Consider the following 20,311-nt stretch of genomic DNA (forward strand, 5'->3'; position numbering starts at 1 on the left):
TCCCGCATGACCACCACCGCCGCCAGCGACGCGGCCGAGACCACGGAGCGGAGGGGACGCGCAGAGCGTCCTCCCCGCCCCGCGGGTGCGCACCGCCGCCGCGCGGCCGCGACCCGCGGGGACTGGATCGTCGGATACACGATGGTCGCGCCAGCAGTGCTCGGTGCGCTCGCCTTCGTGATCGCGCCGCTCTTCGCGGTGTTCTGGTTCTCGCTGCACGACTGGAACGTCCTGGCGAACACGTTCGTCTTCTCCGGAACCGAGAATTACGAGCGGATGCTGAGCGATCAGGGCCTGCACGACTCGCTGCTCGCGAGCCTCTGGTTCTCGATCGGCCTCGTGGTGCTGAACATCACGCTCGCGCTGTTCCTCGCCGTGCTGCTCAACCAGAAGCTGCCTGGGACGACCACGTTCCGCACCTTCTTCTTCTCACCTGTGGTGGTGTCGCTGGTGGCGTGGACGATCGTCTGGAGCTTCCTGCTGCAGGCGGACGGCGGCATCAACGGATTCCTCTCCCTCGTCGGCATCGACGGTCCGAACTGGCTCCGGAACGACTTCACCGCGATGATGTCGGTGATCGTCGTGCAGGTGTTCAAGAACGTCGGCATGAACATGATCCTGTTCCTCGCCGCACTCCAGGGTGTTCCGGAGGAGATCATGGAGGCCGCGCGCATCGACGGCGCAGGCGCCTGGCGCCGGTTCCGCGCGATCACCCTGCCGATGATCAGCCCGACCATCCTGCTGGTCTCGATCCTGACGATCGTCGGATCGCTCGAGGTGTTCGCGCAGATCGCCGTCCTCACCGGCGGCGGACCGGGCAACTCCACGACGGTGCTCGTCTACTACCTGTACCAGCAGGCGTTCCGCTTCAATGACTTCGGCTACGCCAGCGGTATCTCCGTGCTGCTGTTCATCATCGTCCTGATCCTCACCCTCATCCAATGGCAGACGCGAAAGAGGTGGGTGTTCAATGAGAACTGACGCTCCGCTGGCCGATGTCGACCCGATCGACACGACGACCGTGGTGACCGGATCGGCCACCCCTCCGCACCGTGTGCGCGCCGGCAGCTCGCGTGCAAAGCGCCGGTGGATCTCGATCGGCCTCGTCGTACTGCTCGCCGTCATCAGCATCCCGTTCGTCTTCCCCACCTGGTGGATGGCGACGTCGAGCCTCAAGCCGATGAGCGAGATCCTGCGCAAGGTCCCGACGCTGTGGCCGGAGAATCCGAGCTTCGACGCGTACGGCGAGGTGTTCCGTCTGCAGCCGTTCGCACAGCAGTACTGGAACAGTCTCTACATCGCGGTGATCGTGACCCTCGGGACGCTGCTCGTCGCGGCGATGGCCGGTTACGCATTCGCGCGCATCCGCTTCCCCGGTGCCAATGCGCTGTTTCTGGTGGTGCTCGTGGGCCTGCTGGTTCCGAGCGAGGTGACGATCGTGCCGCTGTTCCGGTTGGTCAATGGCATGGGTCTGATCAACACGCACTGGCCCCTCATCGTGATCCCGATCTTCGGCGCACCGGCTGTGCTGTCGATCTTCATCATGCGGCAGTTCTTCCTCGGGCTTCCGACCGAGCTGGAGGAGGCCGGGCGCATGGACGGCCTCGGCCGTTGGGGCATCTTCTGGCGGATCGCGTTCCCACTGTCTCGCCCGGCACTGGCGGCGGTGGCGATCTTCACGTTCCTGAAGTCGTGGAACCTCTACCTCGAGCCGATCGTGTATCTCTCGAGCAAGGACATGTTCACGCTGCCGCAGGCTCTGACCCAGTACGTCGATGCGTACGGCGGGCCGATGTGGAACGTGCAGCTGGCCGCGACGACGCTGACGGTTGTACCGGTGCTGCTGGTCTTCCTGTTCGCGCAGAAGCAGTTCGTGCAGGGGCTGGCGCACACCGGGCTGAAGGGCTAGCGCGTACTTCGCCTGTCCCCTGTGGCGCGTGCTGTCGCGCGCGCTGAAAGGAGGAAAGTGTCGGCTTCTCTCAACGGAAGGCGACACTTTCCTCCTTTCGACCTCCCGGGAACGCCGGGAGGACTGCAGTCAGGGAGGGCGGGGCCAAGGATTCCAGCCGTCGAGCGTCGAGAGCGTCTGCACTGCAGCATCCAATCGTGCTTGAGGGAAGTCCTGACTGCGCACGGAACCGCTGCGGGAACCGCTATCGTCAGCGAGCCGGAATCCGACGCCGTGCTCACCCTGCTCGCTCCTCGTATCGACCCTCGACGACCATCCGGACCACCCACTCCATCCGATCCGTGCTCGATCACTGCGCCGTCGGCGCCGCGGAACTCGACGGGTTCGATTCGCACTCACCCGATGGCACATGATCCAAGACGACGGCGATGAGAGGTCGCGACGGGCAGTGCCGCTCGCGTGCGACGCCGGTGGACGCACATCCGCGTCACCAGCGCCGCACGACGGAGTCGTCATCGCACGCGGCTCCCGTCAACTCGTGAGCAGTCCGCGCCCATTGCCGTAACCGTTCCCCGGGCCATTCCCGTGACCGTTCCCCGGGCCATTCCCGTAACCGTTCCCCGGGCCATTCCCGTGACCGTTCCCCGGGCCATTCCCCGGCCCGCTCCCGGGACCAGAGCCGTCCTCGCAAGCGGCAAGTTCATCCTCGCTCGGCGTGAACCGCAGCCAGTCGAATCGTGCCTCGGCATCGGGCGCGCCTGCGACACCGCGGAAGGCCGACACTCCGATGCCGGTGGCCGCGAGCACGTCCGACTCGATCGGCTGGCCGATGCGGATGAACTTCTGGCCATCCGTGGACAGAGAAGCCGTCACCCATTCGCCGTCACTGCTCATGCGCAGCCACACGGTGCCACCCATATCCGCCGGCGGGAAGACGCTGTCCTCCCACGTCCACGTGTCGAAGCGATCCTTGCCGTTGTTCTTCCAGGTGAAATCGAGCCGCTGGCCCTGCTGTGCGTACGACCAGACGAGCTTGGCGTTGTTCAGGTCGTCTCGGTAGAGCACGAGTCCCGCCTGCTGGTACTTGGCCACCGGCGCGTAGTCGAGCTCGGTCGTGACCTCCCACGCCCCACCCGGAACGGCCAGTTGCGGGATGGTCGCACCGTCGATCGAGGTGGTCGGGGATGACATCACCAGATCACCGTCTTCCACACGCTGACGATTCTCGCCGTCGCGGACGACAGTCCACGCCTCGCCCAGCGCCTCGCCGTCGAACTCGTCGGAGCCCTCGCCCGCGCACAGTTCGTACAACGGGTCCTCGGGATGCGTGTTGAGCGGATCCCTCGTGCCTTCGGGGTCGAGCACCGCGTGGGCGATGGTCGTGCCGCTGCGTCCGCCGATCTCGAAGATCATGTGGGTGACGCCGTCCTCATCCACGATCTGCGGCGAGGATGTGCGTCCTTCCTCCGGCGGGAACGGGCTCGGGATGTACAGCGGCATCGGGTCGCCGACGCTGCGAAGGTTCTCGTCGAGCTTTTTCGCGAAGATCGTGCCCGCGCTCGATCCGTAGAGCACATACTGCGTGCCGTTCCACTCCCAGATCTCGGGTCCTGCGACGTTCGTCCCCTCGACCGCGGTCGGCTCGACCACCCACCCCGGCTGCGCCTCCCAGTTGATCAGGTCGTGGGAATAGGCGAGCCCGATGCGTCGCACGTTCGAGGTGTCGTTGACCATGAAGAACATCGCGTGCTCCCACCCGTTCTCCGGGAAGGGGTTGGCGAAGATGCGGTTGTACGAGGTCTCGGTGGCGTTCTGCCCGAACTGCTCGGTCGTCATGACGACGCCGCCGTAGTCGAAGTGCACGCCGTCCGTCGACGTGGCGTAGCGATCGGTGTCGTTCTCGCCGTGGAAGTAGAGGAACACCTGCCCGGTGTCCTCGTTCCACACGGCATCTGGTGCGGACACATGCGAGACGTCGTAGATGCCATCCCAGACATTCGACACGATCGGATTGACATCGTGATGGGTCCACGGCCCGTCGAGCGAATCGGCGTACATGAGGTTGATGCCGCCGGGGGCGTCATGCGGAGCGAAGTAGACGTACCACTCTCCGAGAGGGTTCTCGAGATACTCCCCCGCGTGGAACACCGACGGGAAGATGAACTCGTTCCCCGGATTCCAGGTCTCGTCCGTGAATCGATCGATGATCGGACCCTGCGTGGTGAAGACCGGAAGTTCGTCTTCCGGTGCAGCGGATGCCGCGGTCGACGCCGTGCCCGCGATGAACGCAGTGGCGACGAGCGTCAGCGAGACCGCTGCCGCGGCGATTCTCCGTCGAATGGCCATGGACTTGCTCCTCTCGGCGCCTTCATCGGCGTCGCTCAGGCAAGGCGCCCGCCTTGCTCACAGCGCCTGATCGTACCCACGCCCAGCGGTCGCGGTCACGGCGATAATGCGCATTATTTGGCGGTGCGGAGCATTTTCGGTGCAGGCTGCGCGGGAACGGCGGGCGGAAGCGATGCAGATCTACGCCCGTTTGAGCGCGTCTGCCGTCGCGGCATCGGCCGGGTAGAACGCCTCGATGTGGAGATCGTCGACGGTGACGTCCACCGCTGAGACGACGGACGCGGCGATGCTGAAGAATGACAGTTCATCGTCGCCGACCCCCAGACGCAGAGGCACGACGACATCACGAGGCGCCGCCCGCTCTGCGTCCGGCCCCGGGTAACCGCTCGCCTCTTCGAAGAGCTCACCCAACTGCGCGTCTGCGGTTCGCTCGAAACGATGACGCACCTGGCCGAGCAGGAATGCCCTCCACTGCCCGAGGTTGCGGATACGCGGCGCCAGCCCATCCGGGTGCAGCGACAGTCGGACGGCGTTCACGGGCGGTTCGACCAGATGATCGGCGCAGCCGACGAGGAGGAGATCGGTGGCGGCGTTGCGATCCACCACGTTCCACCACCGATCCAGCACGAGGGCGGGATGGGGCATGTGGGCGTCGAGGAGCAGCCGGAAAGCATCGGCGACCGCGTGCAGTTCGGGCGATCGCAGATCGCGCTCCAGGTACTTCGGCGCGTATCCGGCGGCCAGGAACAGTCCGTTGCGCTCACGCAGAGGGATCTCCAGCGACTCGGCGAGACGATCGATCATGCCCGGCGTAGGCCTGGACCGACCGGTCTCGACGAAGCTCAGATGCCTCGTCGAGACATCCGTGTCCATTGCGAGCTGCATCTGCGTCAGCCGTCTTCGCTCACGCCAGCCCTTGAGAAGCGCACCCACCGGCGCGTCGGTCTCCGTCGTCATCGTCATGTTCCCGACTCTATCCACCCTTCGTCACCGGATGATTACCTCCGAGGTAATCGACGCGATGACCTCCGTGCGATCGACTGGCGTCATCACAACACCGACAGGAGAAACACCATGAACGACATCGTGAACGCATACCTCGACACATGGAACGCCCCGACGATCGCCGCCGGGAAGGAGCTTCTCGAACGGCACTGGTCGGTCGATGCGACATACGTCGACCCGCTCGCAGAGGTCAGCGGACGCGAGGGCATCAGCGCCGTCATCGCTGCCGTCCACGAGCAGTTCCCCGGTTTCGTGTTCAGTCTGGTGTCCGGGCCAGACGCTCACCACTCGCAGACGCGCTTCCAGTGGGGGCTCGGTCCCGCTGGTGCAGAGCCGATCATCATCGGCTTCGATGTCGTGACCCTCGACGAGGACGGACGCATCCGCAGTGTGATCGGCTTCCTCGACAAGGTACCTGCCTGATCCGTGGACGTCGGAGGGCGCAGGCATCCTCCGCGCCCTCCGACAGGTCCGCCTGAGTCGTTCAAATACTCGACGGTACTTATCCACAGACTCCAAGTCTGTCGTATAAATGTCCGACCCGGGGTGTTCAATGGAATCATGCACAAGGTCGTGGAGCAGCTCAAGGGTCTCGAGGACTCGCTCAATGCTGTGGCGCGCGGTGCCTTCGCCGATGAGGTGATCTCCGAACTTTCGAACGCCGATCTGGCCGAGCTGCTGGTGACGTGCGGGCGGATGCAGCGCCGAATCGAGGGCATGCAGATCGAATCGACAGTGATGGTCGTCGAGCGGTCGGCGCCCATGTACGACGACCGGATCACGCTCGCCTACGGGTGCTCGACTCCGGCAGATCTGCTGCGGATGCTGACGTTGTGCGACACTCACGCGGCACGACGCATGGTGCGCGCGGCACGGTGGATGCGTCGAGAGCGCAGCGTGACCGAGGGCTGCTTCCTGCCGGCGTACCCACGGTTGCGCGACGCGATGGTCGCGGGCGACATCGGAGTCGCGGGACTGGTGTCCGCAATCGCACCGTTGGAGCAGTCCGGGCCGCGCATCCTGGAGGCGGAGCTGCAGGAGGCCGACCGGCAGCTCGGGGCGTTCGCCCGGGGGATCGACTCCGTGACCGATTCGGAATCGGATGCTGTGAGCTCAGGGCCCCTTCCGACGCCTGAGGAACTCGGATTGCTGTCGCAGGTGCTGGTGGCATATCTCGATCAGGACGGCGCAGAACCAGAGGATCAGCGCGCGGCGCGCAGGCGCGGCCTCTCGATCGGAGCACTGCGTGAGGGAACTGTGCCTGTGCGAGGCGAGTTGCTGCCGGAGGTCGCCGGGCAGTTGCAGCTGCTGCTCGATGCGCAGCTGAACCCGCGAGTGGAGGCACCGGAGGAAGCACCAGGAGTGCACTTCGTGCCGTCCGACGAGTTGCCGGACGAAGACCTCGCGCGCGCCGATTCGCGCACCCGCACTCAGAAGCAGCACGACGCGTTCGCGGCGATTCTGAATGCAGCCGCGAGCTCGAACCAGATGCCCACCCTCGGCGGCGCGGCACCCACTCTTGTCGTCGCGATCGATGCTGCCGACTACGCGACCGGCAAGGGCTGGGCGCAGGTGCTGAACACCGGCGCATTCATCCCCGCACGTGTGGCCGCGCAGACCGGCTGCGCGGGAAGCATTCAGCGCGTGCTCTTCGACGACAACGGACGAATCGTCTCGATCGGCACCTCAGCGCGCATCTTCAATGCTCTGCAGCGGCGAGCGATCACGCTGCGTGACGGCGGCTGCATCATCCCTGGCTGCACGGTCCCCGCCACCTGGTGCGAGATCCATCATGTCCGCGAGCATGCGGACGGCGGGCCGACGCATACCGACAACGGTGTGCTGCTGTGCTGGTGGCATCATCGGAACCTGCACCTTTCCGAATGGCGGATCCGCATGCGTGATGGGGTCCCCGAGGTGCGCGGACCGCGATGGTGGGATCCGGATCAGATCTGGCGAAGCGCGGGCAGGGGGCGGTCACCGGCCAGCGGTCGCTCACGAGAACGCGAACGCCGTCGAGAACCCGCCACCGCCTGATCGGGCGGACGGCGAATGGGCGCAGGGCGCGGGCTGCGGCTACTCCCCCGTGGCGACCGGACGATCTGGAGTGTTCGACCACTGACTCCAGGAGCCGTGGAAGATCTTCGCGTCGATGCCCGCTTCGGCGAGCACCAGCGCGGTGTGCGCCGCGGTGATGCCTGAACCGCAATAGGCCGCCACCGGCGTGCCGTCGGTGATGCCGGCATCCGCGAAGTTCTTCTTGAGCGACTCGAGATCGAGCAGGGTGCCATCGCTCGCAACATGCTTCCCGGTCGGCAGGTTCACGGCTCCGGGAATGTGTCCAGCGATCGGGTCAAGCGGCTCGGTCTCGCCACGGAAACGCTCCGGCGCCCGCACGTCGAGAAGCACACCGGATGCCGGGAAGGCAGCAGCCTCGTCGATCGTCAGGCTGTCGCCGGCGATGTCCGTCAAGGTCACCGTTCCAGGCGAGTACTCCATCGAACCGCTCTCGATATCACCGCCGGCGTCCTTCCAGGCCTGCCAACCTCCGTCGAGAACCCGCACGTCGACGCCACCCTGGCGCAACAACCACCACGCGCGTGCCGCGGGCAGCCCGCCGGCATCGTCATAAACGACGACCACGTCACCGTCGTCGAGACCCCAGCGGCGCGCAGCGTCCTGCAACTGCGCGGTAGTCGGCAGCGGATGCCGCCCCTCGTCGGGCCGACCGTGCCGCGTCAGCTCCTGCTCGAGGTCGGCGAACACCGCCCCGGGAACGTGCCCCTGCAGGTACTCCTCCCGACCGTCGGGCTGCACGCGACCGCCCGGAACGCTCAAACGCCAGCGCACATCGATCACACGCACGGCGTCATCGCGCACCAGCTCGGCCAGCTCGTTCACACTCACCAGATGGGACATGATCCCAGGCTACGACCTCGAGCCGGAGTCAGCTCTTGGCGTCGTCGCCCTCGTCTTCGTCCTCATCGGCGGACTCGTCATCAGCGTCTTCGTCATCGTCGGACTCGTCGAGGTCGTCCTCTTCACCCTCGGGTGCCAGCTCGATGAACTCGTCGCCCTCTTCGAGCACGTCCACGTCATCTGCATCATCCGTGTCGCCGTCATCCGCAGCATCCGATCCGAGCACGCCGTCGGGGCGGATGAGCTCGCGAACCTCTGCCATGAAGCTGTTCAACTGCTGCTGCTGCCAGCGCAGCTGACGGGTGCGGTCCTCTGCGTCGCGCAGCACCTCGGTCGTGTGGCCGGTGACCGTGCTGACGATCTTCTGCGCCTTCACACGCGCGCGCTCGAGAGTCTCGCGGGCGCGCACCTGAGCATCGGCTTCGATGGCCTGAGCCTGCGAGCGCATCAGACGCTCGTAGTCGTCGGCCTTCGCGGAGATGCGCTTGGAGTGCTCGAGGGATGCCGCGACCTGCTCATTCGCGTCGGTCGTGATGCGCTCGGCGTGGGCGACGGCCTGGTTGTGCAGCAGCAGGAACTCCTGCTGAGCGTCGTCCTGGCGGCGGGTCAGGGTCTCTTCGAACTCCAGCACGCGTGCGTTCATCTCGCGCACCTCGCGCTCAGCATCCGCTCGCTGCTGGCTGGTCTCGCGTGTGACCATGGAGCGCAGCGCGGCCGATCCCTTCTCGGCCTCGGTGCGAACCGTCGCAGCCTCCTGCTCGGCCTGGATGACCTTCTCGGATGCGTGCGCCGCCTCGCGCTGGATGGTCGCCTCGTGCGCGGTGTACTCGGTGTCGATCCGCAGACGCACCTGATCGGCGTCGTGCTGCGCCTGCGCGGTGATGCGGTCGACCTCTGCGGCGAGCTCGACCCGACGCGACTCGGCCTCTTCCCGCGCGGCTTCGAGCAGACGCTCGGCCTGCACCGCGGCGTTCTGGATCAGGACGGACGCCTGCTCCTCTGCGACGCGAAGCACGGCCTCGAACTGCAGACGCGACCCCTCGGTCTCCGCACCCGTCTTGGGAGCATCCACGAGCTCGCTCGTCAGCGTCGCGACCTGCTGCTCGGCATCGTCGGCCTGCGCGCGAGCCGCGGCGAGGTCGGCCTCCAGCGCGGCGACGCGTTCTTGATTCTGCGCCTCGAGCTCGGCGATGCGCGCTTCGCTGTCTGCGAGCGCCGCCGAGACCTCGGACCGCACCGATTCGACATCGCGGCTCACACCAGCGCGGGCCTCTGCGAGATCAGCGTCCGCGCGCTGCACCTGCATCCGCAGACCGGCGAGCGCGGCATCCACTTCACCGCGGTCGTAGCCGCGGAAACCGATCGTGAAGTTTCCCTGCTCCCGGGGCTGCCCCTGGGCCAGCTGATCGAAGAAGTCGGCCCCGTGCTCGTCGACGTTGTTCTCGGCGGAGTTGCTCACAGGGGGAGACCTTTCTGGAGGATGCTCACCGCTCAGCCTTCGTGACACACAGCATCAGAGAAGGAACGACGGCTTGCACAATGGGGGGAGGAAAAGCGAGGTGCGAACTCGGTACTCAGCCTAATGATTTCGCCTGCCATCCGGAACCGGAAGATGCTCATCGGCGCAGCCGGATGCGTGCGCCGTTGCGGCGCCGGCCGGTCACGCGGATAAACTGCCGCCGACCCCCGATAGAAGGATGCCGCGATGCCGCGTTTCGATCTGCCCATTGAGGAGCTCCGCTCCTACCGCCCCGAGGTCGCGGAGCCCGCCGACTTCGATGACTTCTGGGAGCAGACTCTCGAGGAATCACGTGCGGCAGCGCAGCCCATTCAGCTGCGACGCATCGATTCCCCCCTCCAGTCGGTGGAGGTGTACGACGTGACTTTCAGCGGTTTCAACGGCGACCCTGTGGGCGGATGGCTGCTGTTTCCCGTCGACACCGATGAGCCGCTGCCTGCAGTGGTGGAATTCAACGGGTACGGCGGTGGCCGCGGCCTGCCGCACGAGCGACTGGGATGGGCGTCGTCCGGATACGCGCACTTCTTCATGGACACTCGTGGACAGGGCAGCAACGGAGGCACCGGCGGTGTCACTCCCGATCCGCATGGCTCGGGACCGGCCGCTTCCGGGTTCATGACCCGCGGGATCGAAGACCCGAGCAACTACTACTACCGACGGGTCTACACCGATGCCGTGCTCGCCATCGACGCCATCCGCTCGCTCGACCGGGTCGACGCATCGCGGGTCGCCGTGTGCGGCGGAAGCCAGGGAGGCGGGATCGCGATCGCCGCTGCCGGCCTTTCCACCGGCCTCATCGCCGCGATGCCGGACGTGCCGTTCCTGTGCCAGTTCGAGCGCGCGGTGGGTTTCACCGGGCGCGACCCGTACAACGAAATCGCTCGGTACCTGTCAGTCCACCGCGGCGCGGAAGGGCGCATCTTCGAGACCCTGTCGTACTTCGACGGCGTGAACCTCGCGCGCCGGGCGACGGCCCCAGCCCTCTTCTCGGTCGCCCTGATGGACCCGGTCTGCCCGCCTTCGACGGTCTTCGCTGCACGGAACAACTGGGGCGGGGTCGCGGAGATCGCCGAGTACGCGTTCAACGAGCACGAGGGCGGGCAGGGCGTGCAATGGCAGAAGCAGGCGGCGTTCCTCGCGGAGCAGCTCGCGGGCTGAGCGTCATCGGCGGTATAGCTCCAAGATCACTGCGCCGACCCTGAGGAGCACACTCATCCGCTCGGAGATCGCCCCCAGCCGCGACTCGAGGGCGGTGATCGGCCCGTCGATCTCGGCCATCGACCGCAGCGCGGTGATCGTCGCATGCACCTGCGGGATGCGATAGGCGGCAGCCCGCAGCGCCGCGACGATCCGGGCCTCACGGATCGCCGCCGGCGGGTAGCTTCGGGCGGCGCGCGCGGTCACGCGCTCAGGGTGCACGAGGTCTTCGTCTTCCCAGAAGCGCAGAGTCGATGCCCGCACGCCAAGGGCCGCTGACAACTCGGTGATCGTCATGGCGTCGGCAGGCGCGGCATCCGGTTCCCCACCGATCGCTCTGAGCGCGGCCAGGGCATCGAGTGCCTGCTCGCGCTCTCGCATCAGATCCACGTGCAGCGCACTGAGCAGCGCCGCAGCGACGTCAGACTCGGCATTCCACACTTCGCTCAGGGTGCGTCTGGCGACGACCGGACCGACAGCGATCGCCAGCTCCCGATATGCGCGCAGTGCGTGCAGGTGCACCTCATCGAACTCGCGATATCCGTTCGCGCGACGTGACGCGGCCGGAATCACTCCCGTGTGCTCGAGGTCGCGGATCTGCTGATGCGAATAGCCGGATGCCGCCGCCGCTTCGGCTGTCGAGAGTCGCATCATTCGCAACCCTCCATAAGCACTTGAAGAAGACACTTGAATCATGAGTATGCAACAGATTCTTGACACAGTGAAAACCTTCGACCATGTCCTCGTGCTCTCACCGGAACACGGGAGCACGTTCCCTGAGATCTCGTGGGGAGACCACTACTTCTACTTCTCCCCCGACGGTGAGATTCCGCAGCGGACCCAACCGTTCGCGACGGTCGTCACCAAGGACTACCCGGACGACACCGCCTCGCGCCTTGGCGTCGACGGACGATGGCGTGTGAACATCCACGTCGGGCGAGACCGTGCCGTGACGTTGACCGGGACAGGCCCATGGGCTCACACGATCACTGATGTCATCGTCCCGCATCCGCTCTACGGCATGGCGGGCTGGGTCTCGGTCGTCAATCCGGCGGAGCTGACCTCCGCCTCCGTCCTCGATCTGCTCCGCGGCGCCTTCGACGACCAGCGTCGGCGGCTCGAGCGCCAGCACTAGGCGTCAGCGGCGCCGATACTCTTCGTCACTCACGTGCTCGAGCCAGACCGTGGTCGAGGCAGGGTCATCGGCGCCTTCGAGCAGGGCGAGGTGCTGCATGAAGCAGTCCTCTGTCGCACCGTGCCAGTGCTCCTCCCCCGGCGGGGTGTAGATGGTCCGGCCCGGCTCCGCCTCGACGACCGTTCCGTCACGGGTGCCGCACAGCGCGATGCCTTCTGTGACACGGAGGTACTGGCCGCGGGTATGCGAGTGCCACGCCGTCCTGGCGCCCGGCGCGAAGCGCACCAGGCCGCCGGACATCCGCTGGTCAGCATCGTGCGGAGCGATGATCGGGTCGAACCAGACGTCGCCGGTGAACTGCTCCGGAGGGTTCTTGACGGTCGGGGTGCGGGGTTCGATGTTCATGGTTCTCCTTCTCGTCGTTCGGGGATCAGACGGTCAGCAGCACCTTGGTGGCGCGGCGCCCGTCCATCGCCTTGTAGCCCTCAGCGGCATCTTCGAGCGGCAGCGTCAGATCGAACACGTCTCCTGGCGTGATCTTCCGGTCCCAGATGAGCTGGATGAGCTCTGGCAGGAAGCGGCGGACCGGGGCCGGGCCGCCGTGCAGGTGCACGCCGGAGAAGAACAGTTCCTGGCCCGGCAGGGCCACGTCGTGCGAGACGCCGACGTAGCCGACGTGTCCGCCGGCGCGCGTCGAGCGGATCGCCTGCATCATCGACTCCTGAGTGCCGACGGCCTCGATCACACTGTGCGCGCCGAGCCCGTTCGTCAGTTCCTTGATCTTCGCCACACCTTCGTCGCCACGCTCTTCGACGATGTCGGTCGCACCGAACTTGCGCGCCAGCGCCTGGCGGTCGGCGTGCCGGCTCATGGCGATGATCCGCTCCGCGCCGAGTTCCTTCGCGGCGAGGATGCCGAGCAGCCCGACGGCTCCGTCACCGACGACCGCGACGGTCTTGCCCGGACCGACCTCGGCGGCGACGGCGGCGAACCAGCCCGTGCCGAGCACGTCGGAAGCGGCGAGCAGCGCGGGGATCAGGTCGGAGTCGGGCTGTGCTGGAGTGGCGACGAGTGTGCCGTCGGCGTGCGGGACGAGACTGTACTCGGCCTGCGTCCCGTACTGGCCCATGGGCACGACGTGCACGCAGCGGGACTGGTAACCGGCCTGGCAGATCTCGCAGGTGTTGTCGGAGGCCATGAAGGATCCGACGACGAAGTCGCCGACCTTGATGGTCGAAACGTCCGCGCCGATCTCCTCGACGACGCCGACGTACTCGTGCCCCATCGGTGCTTCGTGCACGGTGTCTGTGCCGCGATAGGGCCAGAGGTCCGATCCGCAGATGCAGGTCGCCGCGATCTTGATGACAGCATCCGTCGGCCGGGTGATGGTCGGCTTCTCACGCTCTTCGACCCGGACGTCGCCGGGTCCGTACATGACTACTCCACGCATATGGTGTGTTCTCCTTCGTTGTCTCACGTTCGGGCTGCGGCAGCCGACACTCTGGGGGTCCGGAACACAGATGTCGGCGCATCCGGGCGAATCCGTCCGACATCCGTGTATTCGACCCCCAAAGTGTCAGGGTGGTCAGAGCCTCCCAGGGTTCCTCGAGTCAGGGTTCCGCGTTCTGGCCATGGGTCCATCCCACTCTCCTACGCGGACGCGCGGCAGTGCGCGGCGTTCCCGGTACTGCCAGTACCTCCCTTCGTGCGGACGAACGGCGTACCGTCTCAGATATGGACACCCGTAACGAGGTGCGCGAGTTCCTCTCCACGAGGCGTGCGCGCATCACTCCAGATCAAGCAGGACTCCCCGCGTTCGGCGGCAACCGCCGCGTGCCAGGACTCCGTCGCGAGGAGGTCTCGCTGCTCGCAGGGGTGAGTGTGGATTACTACACCCGCCTCGAGCGGGGCGACCTGTCCGGAGCATCCGACAGCGTTCTCGACGCACTCGCCAGGGCCCTGAAACTCGACGATGCCGAAACCGCGCACCTGTTCGATCTCGCCCGCACGGCGAACGCCTCGCCGATGGCTCGTAAGCCTCGCAAGAAGGCGGACGGGCTGCGTCCCAGCATCCAACGCCTGCTCGACGCGATGACCGGCGCACCGGCGCTCGTCCGCAACAACTACTTCGACTTTCTGGCCGGCAACGCACTCGGAAAGGCACTGTACGCCCCGCTGTTCGCAGAGCCCGCCCCCAACAGCGCGCGCTTCGCATTCCTGAATCCCGCAGCGCGGGACTTCTACCTGGAGTGGGAGCGCACCACCGAGGAGCTCGTCGCCACGATCCGCGGTGAAGCCGGCCGCAACCCCTATGACAAGAAGCTCACCGATCTGGTCGGAGAACTCTCGACGCGAAGCGACCGGTTCCGCACCTTGTGGGCGGCGCACAACGTGCGTTATCACCGCACCGGGGTGAAGCGGATCAATCATCCCGCGTTCGGAGATCTCGAGCTCACCTACGAGGCGTTCGAACTACCGGCGGATCCAGGGCTGCACCTGTCGACCTACACGGCTGAGCCTGGGACGCCGTCGGAGGAGAAGCTGAAACTGCTCGCCAGTTGGGCGGCGACGGATGCCGCGGCAGAGGTTCCGGTGCGGCGCGAAGTATGAGCGCGACCTGACCTTCGAAACATTCCCGAATCATCGAGCTTCTACGCTTGAAGGATGGCAAAGCACGCATCCGGTTGGAACCCCTCCGACGACGGCATCAACTTCCACACCCGCAAGTGGGTGCGGCCGGAGGATCTGAACGCGAACGGGTCGCTGTTCGGCGGAAGCCTGCTGAAGTGGATCGACGAGGAAGCCGCGATCTACGCGATCGTGCAGCTCGGCAACTATCGCGTGGTGACCAAGCTCATCTCGGAGATCAACTTCGAGGCATCTGCCCTCCAGGGGGACCTCATCGAGATGGGCCTGACCGCAACGCATTTCGGTCGCACCTCTCTCACGATGCGCGCAGTGGTGCGCAACATGATCACTCGCAAGCGCATTCTCACGATCGAGAAGATCGTCTTCGTCAGCCTCGGTGAAGACGGGCACCCCGTGCCGCATGGCTACTCGAACATCACCTACGACCGCGACCGCATGCCGCACGAGCACCCCGGTACCGGAACGATCAGGCTCCCCTCCCCCTGAATCCGCATCCGCCCAGGTAGCGACTCGTCGTTCAGATGCACACGGGCTGTCGCGTTCTGCTCTGAGCAGAACAGCGGTGACACCGGCGCGCGGCGGAGTTACCGTGAACCATGGCCGAGATCGTCCCCTTCCCCCGCACGCCTCATCCGTCTCGCGGACCGCGCCCTCAGAACGGACCAGAGCCGCTGTGGCGGCATCTGCTCGGAGACCAGCTCCGGCGCCGTCGGCACGAGCGTGAAGAGACCCTCACCGAGACCGCCGAGCAGGCCGGCGTCTCACCGCAGTACCTCTCCGAGGTCGAGCGCGGGCTAAAAGAGCCATCGAGTGAGATGATCGCCGCGATCGCCGGGGCACTCGACACGACACTCATCGAACTCGCCAGCAGCGTCGCCGACGAACTGCGTACAGCCTCGGCTCCGGCATCCGCTGTCGTGTCTGCCGGTACCCGGGGCGCGTTCGCCCTCGCGGCCTGACGCGCGCCCTCGCGGCCTGACGCTCGTTCCCATCGACGACGCACGTCCGGCAATCGGCGCGCACCTCACCCGCTCGGGCGAGGCTGATCGCCCCTCGGGGGGAGGACCACGGCGACGAAGGATCGCACGATTGAGGCATGACGCATCCTGATCCCACCGCAGCCTCCACGTCCTCCGGTCGGGCCGACCGCTCCGGCCGCTCCGGCCGGCCCGACCGGCTCACGATCTCAGCCGCGATCGCGTTGCTGACGATCTCGGCCCTTCACACCGTGGCCTTCGCTCTGCACCCGTGGTGGGGAGCATGGATGGCCGGTCCGTTCCGAACCACCCAGCTGCCGATGGAGGCGGCGGTGCAGTTCTGGGGCCTTCCCGGTGGCTTCGTCGTTCCCGGTGTGCTGCTGGCACTCCTCATCCTGCGCGCAGGTCGACGCGGCGACACCGTGCCGCTCTATGTTGCGCTCATCCTCGGCATCTGGGCGGTCCTCTGCGTGTGGATGGTCGGCCCGAGCGGATTCGTGATGCTTCTGGTACCCGCCGTACTGCTGCTCATCGCGAGCCTCAGGTCCCGTCGCGGCATCGAGCGCAGGGGGTAGCGCCCGGCCTACCCCCGCTCCCCCAGTACCGTGTCGATCAGGCCGTAGTCCAGCGCCGCGGATGCCGTGAACACCCGATCCCGGTCGGTGTCGGCGCGCAGCGCCTCGACCGTGCGGCCGGTGTGCCGTGCGAGGATCGCCTCCATGTCGGAGCGCACTCTGACCACCTCGTCGGCGGCGAGGATGAGGTCGGGGATCGCCCCGCGCGACTGCCCTGCCGGCTGATGCAGCACGATCCGCGCGTGCGTCAATGCTGCTCGCTGCCCCGGCGCTCCGGCAGCGGAGAGCAGCGCCGCCGGCCCGATCGCCTGGCCGACGACAGTCGTCGCGACCGCCGGACGGATGTGCTGCAGAGTGTCGTAGATGGCCAGCGCGGCACCAGGGTCGCCACCCTCGCTGTTGATGTAGAACTGGACGCCGGTATCGGGGCTGTCTGCGTCGAGATGCAGCAGCTGCGCGATCAGCGCGTTCGCGACCCCGGCATCGATGCCTGTGCCCAGGTAGATCACCCTCTCGGCGAGCAGGTGCGAGTAGACATCCATGACGCGCTCACCCCGTGGATGCTGCGCGATGACGTTCGGGATCGTGTAGCTGCTCATGACTTCGCTCCTTCCGTGGCGGATGCTCCGGCATCCGTGCCCAATCCGACTCGCGCGCGGCGCCGAGGCAAGACCTGCGCGATCGAGTCGACGATCTCGTCGATGAATCCGTAGTCCTCGGCCTGCGCGGTCGTGTACCAGCGATCGTGCAGCGAATCCTCGAAGATGCGCTCGGCGGGCTGACCGGTGTCATCGGAGATGATGCCCAGCACGGTGTCGCGCATCTGCCGCAGGTCGTCGGCCTGCACCTCGATCTCCACGGCCGAGCCGCCGATGCCCGCCGACCCCTGATGCATGAGGATGCGCGCGTGCGGCAGCGCGCGGCGCTTGCCCTTCGTGCCGGCGGAGAGCAGGAACTGCCCTGCGCTGGCCGCAGTCCCGAGCGCAAGGGTCGCGACATCGTTCGGGATGAGGTGCATGATGTCGCGGATCGCCAGCATCGACGGCACCGAGCCGCCGGGCGAGTGGATCCACAGGGCGATGTCGGCGACAGGGTCTTCGGCCGACAGCGACAGCAGTTGCGTCATCAGCAGCGTGCCGTTGTCGTCGTCGAGGGCGCCGTCCAGCACCAGGATGCGTTCGTGGAAAAGTGCGCGTCTGGCCTCTGGGCCGAACTGCGGGATGGGGTTCTCTTCGCTCATGCCCTCAGCCTCCGCCGGCCCGGGATCCACCGGGGCGGAATCTGCTGTGAGCCGCTCTGCCGTCGGCAGAGAAGTCTGCACACTTGCAGGTCCATCGAACACCTGCAGGTCGAATTCCCGGCGATGCGCCCTGCATCCGTGCTTTCGCCCTGCATCCGTGCCGATGCAGGGACGGACACGGTTGTTTTCGGTCCACCTAAAAGGTACGTTTTCGGTGTGCCTAAAAATTTCCGCGTCGCCGCGGCCGTCCTCATCGCGAGTGCCGTCGCGCTCGTCGGCTGCGCAGGCCCTGATGCCGCCGACGAAGACGACCGCCCGGTCGTGCTGACCACCTTCACGGTGTTGGCCGACATCGCCCAGAACGTCGCCGGCGACCACCTCCGCGTCGAGTCGATCACCAAGCCCGGCGCCGAGATCCACGGGTACGAGCCGACACCGGGCGACATCCGGAAGGCGACGGATGCTGATCTGATCCTCGACAACGGGCTGAACCTCGAGGTCTGGTTCGCCCAGTTCGTCGAGTCCGTCGACGTGCCGCACGTGGTGGTCTCAGAAGACGTCGATGCGATCGACATCACCGAGGACGCCTATGCCGGCAAGCCCAATCCCCACGCGTGGATGAGCCCTGCCAATGTGCAGCTGTACGTCGACACGATGGCCACGGCCTTCAGCGACCTCGATCCAGAGCACGCGGACGAGTTCGCAGCCAACGCCGAGGCGTACAAGGCCGAACTTCAGCGGGTGCAGGACGACCTGGTCGCCGAGCTCGCCGAGCTTCCCGAGAACGAGCGCGCCCTGGTCACCTGCGAAGGCGCTTTCTCGTACCTCGCCAGGGATGCCGGACTCACCGAGGCCTACATTTGGGCAGTGAACGCCGAGCAGCAGGCGACGCCGCGCCAGATCGCAGCCGCGATCGAGTTCGTGGACGAGAACGAGGTGCCGGCCGTGTTCTGCGAATCGACAGTGTCGGACAAGGCCATGCAGCAGGTGGTGCAGGCGACGGGGGCGACCTTCGGCGGCACGCTCTACGTCGATTCGCTGTCGGAGGCCGATGGTCCCGTGCCCACCTACCTGGACCTCATCCGCCACGACGCCGACCTGATCGTCGCCGGGCTGACCGGTTCCGAGGCCGCGCCATGAGTGCGCCCGAGGTGCGCGGTGCGAACGAGATGCACGGTGCCATCGAGGTGCGCGGTGCCACGGTCCGCTACGGCGAAGTGCTCGCGCTCGACGACGTCTCGCTCACGGTCGAAGCCGGACGCGTCACCGGGCTCATCGGCATGAACGGATCAGGAAAGTCCACCCTGTTCAAGACGATCATCGGCCTCGTGCGACCGACCGCAGGACAGGTGCGACTGCAGGGAGCGGATCCGACATCCGCTCGCCGCCGCGGTCTGATCGGCTACGTGCCGCAGAGCGAGGACGTCGACTGGACCTTCCCGGTCTCGGTGCGGGATGTCGTGATGATGGGCCGCTACGGCCGCCAGGGGCCGCTGCGGCGAGCGCGAGCTGCAGACAGGCGGGCCGTCGACGATGCCCTCGAGCGGGTGGAGCTCACGGACCTCGCAGAGCGGCAGATCGGGCAGCTCTCCGGAGGGCAGCGCAAGCGCGCGTTCGTCGCCCGCGGCATCGCCCAGGGCGCAGACATCCTGCTGCTCGACGAGCCGTTCGCCGGCGTCGACAAGCGCAGCGAGGCGACGATCGTGCGTCTGCTGCGCGAGCTCGCCGCATCCGGCAGTACGGTCCTGGTCTCGACGCACGATCTGCATGCGCTCCCCTCTCTCGCGGACGAGGCGGTGCTGCTGCTGCGCCGGGTGCTGTTCCACGGATCGGTCGCCGAGGCGCTCGAGCCCGCAAACCTGTCACGGGCGTTCGGGCTGGAGAGCGATGCAAATCCGGAGGAGGCGTCATGATCTGGGATTGGATACTCGAGCCCCTGCAGTACGACTTCATGGTGCGCGCGCTCATCACCACTGTGATCGCGGCAGTCGTGTGCGCCGTCCTCTCGTGCTGGCTGGTGCTGGTCGGCTGGTCGCTGATGGGTGATGCCGTCTCGCACGCCGTGCTGCCAGGCGTGGTGCTCGCCTACGTCTTCGGTGCGCCCTTCGCGATCGGCGCTCTGGTGTTCGGATTCCTCGCCGTCGGTCTGATCGGTCTGATCAGAGGCACGAGCAGGGTGAAGGAGGATGCCGCGATCGGCATCGTCTTCACGACCCTCTTCGCGTTCGGTCTGGTGCTGATCTCCGTCACCCCGAGCCAGACCGACCTGAACCACATCATCTTCGGGAACATCCTCGGAGTCTCCACCGGCGACCTCGTGCAGATCGCGATCCTGGCCGCGATCGCATTCGCCGTGCTGATCATCAAGCGCCGCGACCTCACCCTCTACGCATTCGACCCGACGCACGCCTTCGCGATCGGCCTCTCCCCCAGGATGCTCGGGGCGTTGCTGCTCGGCGTGCTCGCCCTCACCGCGGTCGTCGCGCTGCAGGTGGTCGGCGTCGTGCTGGTCGTGGCGATGCTGATCATCCCCGGTGCGACGGCGTATCTGCTGACGGATCGCTTCGGGCGGATGCTGGTGATCGCGCCCGTCATGTCTGCGCTGTGCAGCGTGGTCGGCATCTACCTCAGTTACTGGATCGACGCGGCGTCCGGCGGACTCGTCGTCGTCGTGCAGGGCTGCGTGTTCGCGCTCGTGTACCTGTTCAGCCCGCGGCAGGGTGTGATCGGCAAGCACCTGCGGCGACGGGTACCTGCCGGTGCGACCGCATGACTCCGGACAAAAGCGACACATCAGACCCGCACCCGCCGCGGTGATGCCGAATCGCGGAGATTCTCCG

22 protein-coding genes are annotated in these 20,311 nt (G+C 66.6%); 13 read left to right on the forward strand and 9 right to left on the reverse strand.

What is annotated here, in order from left to right; translation table 11 throughout:
* Window positions 1-6: 6 nt before the first annotated feature.
* Together QFZ46_RS07510 and QFZ46_RS07515 are read left to right on the forward strand one after the other, a co-directional pair.
* The gene (locus QFZ46_RS07510) at window positions 7-981 is read left to right on the forward strand and encodes a carbohydrate ABC transporter permease (RefSeq protein ID WP_307359984.1); all 975 of its coding nucleotides are present in this window, start codon (window positions 7-9) and stop codon (window positions 979-981) included.
* Window positions 971-1,909, forward strand: coding sequence for a carbohydrate ABC transporter permease (locus tag QFZ46_RS07515; protein WP_307359985.1), 939 nt, complete (start codon window positions 971-973; stop codon window positions 1,907-1,909). Before QFZ46_RS07510 ends, QFZ46_RS07515 begins: the two co-directional genes overlap by 11 nt.
* Window positions 1,910-2,440: 531 nt before the next feature.
* Here the strand turns inward: QFZ46_RS07515 and QFZ46_RS07520 are convergent.
* On the reverse strand, window positions 2,441-4,255 hold the full coding sequence (locus QFZ46_RS07520; RefSeq protein ID WP_307359986.1) for a DUF1349 domain-containing protein: 1,815 nt from the start codon (window positions 4,253-4,255) through the stop codon (window positions 2,441-2,443).
* Between the two features lie 180 nt (window positions 4,256-4,435).
* On the reverse strand, window positions 4,436-5,218 hold the full coding sequence (locus QFZ46_RS07525; protein WP_307359988.1) for a helix-turn-helix domain-containing protein: 783 nt from the start codon (window positions 5,216-5,218) through the stop codon (window positions 4,436-4,438).
* A 111-nt stretch (window positions 5,219-5,329) separates the two neighbouring features.
* Between QFZ46_RS07525 and QFZ46_RS07530 the strand changes: the two genes are divergently transcribed.
* The gene (locus tag QFZ46_RS07530; RefSeq protein ID WP_307359989.1) at window positions 5,330-5,683 is read left to right on the forward strand and encodes a nuclear transport factor 2 family protein; all 354 of its coding nucleotides are present in this window, start codon (window positions 5,330-5,332) and stop codon (window positions 5,681-5,683) included.
* 138 nt (window positions 5,684-5,821) lie between these two features.
* Window positions 5,822-7,297: an HNH endonuclease signature motif containing protein gene (locus QFZ46_RS07535; RefSeq protein WP_307359992.1), complete on the forward strand. Its 1,476-nt coding sequence runs from the start codon at window positions 5,822-5,824 to the stop codon at window positions 7,295-7,297.
* Window positions 7,298-7,336: 39 nt separating this feature from the next.
* Here the strand turns inward: QFZ46_RS07535 and QFZ46_RS07540 are convergent, their stop codons facing one another.
* Window positions 7,337-8,179, reverse strand: coding sequence for a sulfurtransferase (locus QFZ46_RS07540; RefSeq protein ID WP_307359993.1), 843 nt, complete (start codon window positions 8,177-8,179; stop codon window positions 7,337-7,339).
* Window positions 8,180-8,207: 28 nt separating this feature from the next.
* Window positions 8,208-9,638 (reverse strand): cell division initiation protein, encoded by a 1,431-nt coding sequence (locus QFZ46_RS07545; RefSeq protein ID WP_307359996.1) that lies wholly within the window; start codon window positions 9,636-9,638, stop codon window positions 8,208-8,210.
* A 246-nt stretch (window positions 9,639-9,884) separates the two neighbouring features.
* Between QFZ46_RS07545 and QFZ46_RS07550 the strand changes: the two genes are divergently transcribed.
* On the forward strand, window positions 9,885-10,856 hold the full coding sequence (locus QFZ46_RS07550) for an acetylxylan esterase (RefSeq protein WP_307359999.1): 972 nt from the start codon (window positions 9,885-9,887) through the stop codon (window positions 10,854-10,856).
* A 3-nt stretch (window positions 10,857-10,859) separates the two neighbouring features.
* Here QFZ46_RS07550 and QFZ46_RS07555 read toward each other — a convergent pair whose 3' ends face one another.
* Window positions 10,860-11,549 (reverse strand): MerR family transcriptional regulator, encoded by a 690-nt coding sequence (locus tag QFZ46_RS07555; protein WP_307360001.1) that lies wholly within the window; start codon window positions 11,547-11,549, stop codon window positions 10,860-10,862.
* A gap of 40 nt (window positions 11,550-11,589) precedes the next feature.
* Between QFZ46_RS07555 and QFZ46_RS07560 the strand changes: the two genes are divergently transcribed.
* Window positions 11,590-12,030, forward strand: coding sequence for a DUF6194 family protein (locus tag QFZ46_RS07560; protein ID WP_307360003.1), 441 nt, complete (start codon window positions 11,590-11,592; stop codon window positions 12,028-12,030).
* A gap of 3 nt (window positions 12,031-12,033) precedes the next feature.
* On the opposite strand, the gene QFZ46_RS07565 is transcribed toward QFZ46_RS07560, so the two are convergent.
* Window positions 12,034-12,435 carry a (R)-mandelonitrile lyase gene (locus QFZ46_RS07565; protein WP_307360005.1) on the reverse strand — a complete coding sequence of 134 codons (402 nt, stop codon included), beginning with the start codon at window positions 12,433-12,435 and terminating at the stop codon, window positions 12,034-12,036.
* Window positions 12,436-12,460: 25 nt separating this feature from the next.
* Entirely contained in the window at window positions 12,461-13,480 is a 1,020-nt protein-coding gene (locus QFZ46_RS07570) for a zinc-dependent alcohol dehydrogenase family protein (RefSeq protein WP_307360008.1), read from the reverse strand.
* Between the two features lie 284 nt (window positions 13,481-13,764).
* Here QFZ46_RS07570 and QFZ46_RS07575 point away from each other — a divergent pair, with 284 nt between their 5' ends.
* The 4 genes from QFZ46_RS07575 (at window position 13,765) to QFZ46_RS07590 (ending at window position 16,231) form a co-directional block, all read left to right on the forward strand.
* Window positions 13,765-14,640, forward strand: coding sequence for a helix-turn-helix transcriptional regulator (locus QFZ46_RS07575; RefSeq protein WP_307360010.1), 876 nt, complete (start codon window positions 13,765-13,767; stop codon window positions 14,638-14,640).
* A 54-nt stretch (window positions 14,641-14,694) separates the two neighbouring features.
* Window positions 14,695-15,165, forward strand: coding sequence for an acyl-CoA thioesterase (locus tag QFZ46_RS07580; protein ID WP_307360012.1), 471 nt, complete (start codon window positions 14,695-14,697; stop codon window positions 15,163-15,165).
* A 110-nt stretch (window positions 15,166-15,275) separates the two neighbouring features.
* On the forward strand, window positions 15,276-15,638 hold the full coding sequence (locus QFZ46_RS07585) for a helix-turn-helix domain-containing protein (protein WP_307360014.1): 363 nt from the start codon (window positions 15,276-15,278) through the stop codon (window positions 15,636-15,638).
* A gap of 137 nt (window positions 15,639-15,775) precedes the next feature.
* Window positions 15,776-16,231 (forward strand): hypothetical protein, encoded by a 456-nt coding sequence (locus QFZ46_RS07590; RefSeq protein ID WP_307360016.1) that lies wholly within the window; start codon window positions 15,776-15,778, stop codon window positions 16,229-16,231.
* A gap of 8 nt (window positions 16,232-16,239) precedes the next feature.
* On the opposite strand, the gene QFZ46_RS07595 is transcribed toward QFZ46_RS07590, so the two are convergent.
* Both QFZ46_RS07595 and QFZ46_RS07600 read right to left on the reverse strand, forming a co-directional pair.
* Window positions 16,240-16,830, reverse strand: a complete 591-nt coding sequence (locus QFZ46_RS07595) for a ClpP family protease (protein WP_307360018.1) — start codon at window positions 16,828-16,830, stop codon at window positions 16,240-16,242.
* Window positions 16,827-17,471, reverse strand: coding sequence for a ClpP family protease (locus QFZ46_RS07600; RefSeq protein ID WP_307360020.1), 645 nt, complete (start codon window positions 17,469-17,471; stop codon window positions 16,827-16,829). Before QFZ46_RS07600 ends, QFZ46_RS07595 begins: the two co-directional genes overlap by 4 nt.
* A gap of 216 nt (window positions 17,472-17,687) precedes the next feature.
* Here QFZ46_RS07600 and QFZ46_RS07605 point away from each other — a divergent pair, with 216 nt between their 5' ends.
* From QFZ46_RS07605 to QFZ46_RS07615, 3 genes are read left to right on the forward strand one after another with little or no spacing between them, the layout of a single operon-like run.
* A complete protein-coding gene (locus tag QFZ46_RS07605; protein WP_373457640.1) occupies window positions 17,688-18,611 on the forward strand; it encodes a metal ABC transporter substrate-binding protein in 924 nt (307 codons plus the stop codon).
* Between the two features lie 29 nt (window positions 18,612-18,640).
* A complete protein-coding gene (locus QFZ46_RS07610) occupies window positions 18,641-19,384 on the forward strand; it encodes a metal ABC transporter ATP-binding protein (protein WP_307364528.1) in 744 nt (247 codons plus the stop codon).
* Complete coding sequence (locus tag QFZ46_RS07615) at window positions 19,381-20,244, forward strand: metal ABC transporter permease (protein ID WP_307360022.1); 864 nt, start codon at window positions 19,381-19,383, stop codon at window positions 20,242-20,244. The genes QFZ46_RS07610 and QFZ46_RS07615 overlap by 4 nt, the downstream gene beginning before the upstream one ends.
* The last annotated feature ends 67 nt before the right edge of the window (window positions 20,245-20,311 follow it).

The organism is Microbacterium murale (assembly GCF_030815955.1).
Taxonomy (GTDB): domain Bacteria; phylum Actinomycetota; class Actinomycetes; order Actinomycetales; family Microbacteriaceae; genus Microbacterium; species Microbacterium murale_A.

Coding starts and splice junctions, on each gene's coding strand:
- QFZ46_RS07510 (WP_307359984.1), top strand. CDS start 7: ATGACCACCACCGCCGCCAGCGACGCGGCCGAGACCACGGAGCGGAGG.
- QFZ46_RS07515 (WP_307359985.1), top strand. CDS start 971: ATGAGAACTGACGCTCCGCTGGCCGATGTCGACCCGATCGACACGACG.
- QFZ46_RS07520 (WP_307359986.1), bottom strand. CDS start 4,255: ATGGCCATTCGACGGAGAATCGCCGCGGCAGCGGTCTCGCTGACGCTC.
- QFZ46_RS07525 (WP_307359988.1), bottom strand. CDS start 5,218: ATGACGATGACGACGGAGACCGACGCGCCGGTGGGTGCGCTTCTCAAG.
- QFZ46_RS07530 (WP_307359989.1), top strand. CDS start 5,330: ATGAACGACATCGTGAACGCATACCTCGACACATGGAACGCCCCGACG.
- QFZ46_RS07535 (WP_307359992.1), top strand. CDS start 5,822: ATGCACAAGGTCGTGGAGCAGCTCAAGGGTCTCGAGGACTCGCTCAAT.
- QFZ46_RS07540 (WP_307359993.1), bottom strand. CDS start 8,179: ATGTCCCATCTGGTGAGTGTGAACGAGCTGGCCGAGCTGGTGCGCGAT.
- QFZ46_RS07550 (WP_307359999.1), top strand. CDS start 9,885: ATGCCGCGTTTCGATCTGCCCATTGAGGAGCTCCGCTCCTACCGCCCC.
- QFZ46_RS07555 (WP_307360001.1), bottom strand. CDS start 11,549: ATGATGCGACTCTCGACAGCCGAAGCGGCGGCGGCATCCGGCTATTCG.
- QFZ46_RS07560 (WP_307360003.1), top strand. CDS start 11,590: ATGAGTATGCAACAGATTCTTGACACAGTGAAAACCTTCGACCATGTC.
- QFZ46_RS07565 (WP_307360005.1), bottom strand. CDS start 12,435: ATGAACATCGAACCCCGCACCCCGACCGTCAAGAACCCTCCGGAGCAG.
- QFZ46_RS07570 (WP_307360008.1), bottom strand. CDS start 13,480: ATGCGTGGAGTAGTCATGTACGGACCCGGCGACGTCCGGGTCGAAGAG.
- QFZ46_RS07575 (WP_307360010.1), top strand. CDS start 13,765: ATGGACACCCGTAACGAGGTGCGCGAGTTCCTCTCCACGAGGCGTGCG.
- QFZ46_RS07580 (WP_307360012.1), top strand. CDS start 14,695: ATGGCAAAGCACGCATCCGGTTGGAACCCCTCCGACGACGGCATCAAC.
- QFZ46_RS07585 (WP_307360014.1), top strand. CDS start 15,276: ATGGCCGAGATCGTCCCCTTCCCCCGCACGCCTCATCCGTCTCGCGGA.
- QFZ46_RS07590 (WP_307360016.1), top strand. CDS start 15,776: ATGACGCATCCTGATCCCACCGCAGCCTCCACGTCCTCCGGTCGGGCC.
- QFZ46_RS07595 (WP_307360018.1), bottom strand. CDS start 16,830: ATGAGCAGCTACACGATCCCGAACGTCATCGCGCAGCATCCACGGGGT.
- QFZ46_RS07600 (WP_307360020.1), bottom strand. CDS start 17,471: ATGAGCGAAGAGAACCCCATCCCGCAGTTCGGCCCAGAGGCCAGACGC.
- QFZ46_RS07610 (WP_307364528.1), top strand. CDS start 18,641: ATGCACGGTGCCATCGAGGTGCGCGGTGCCACGGTCCGCTACGGCGAA.
- QFZ46_RS07615 (WP_307360022.1), top strand. CDS start 19,381: ATGATCTGGGATTGGATACTCGAGCCCCTGCAGTACGACTTCATGGTG.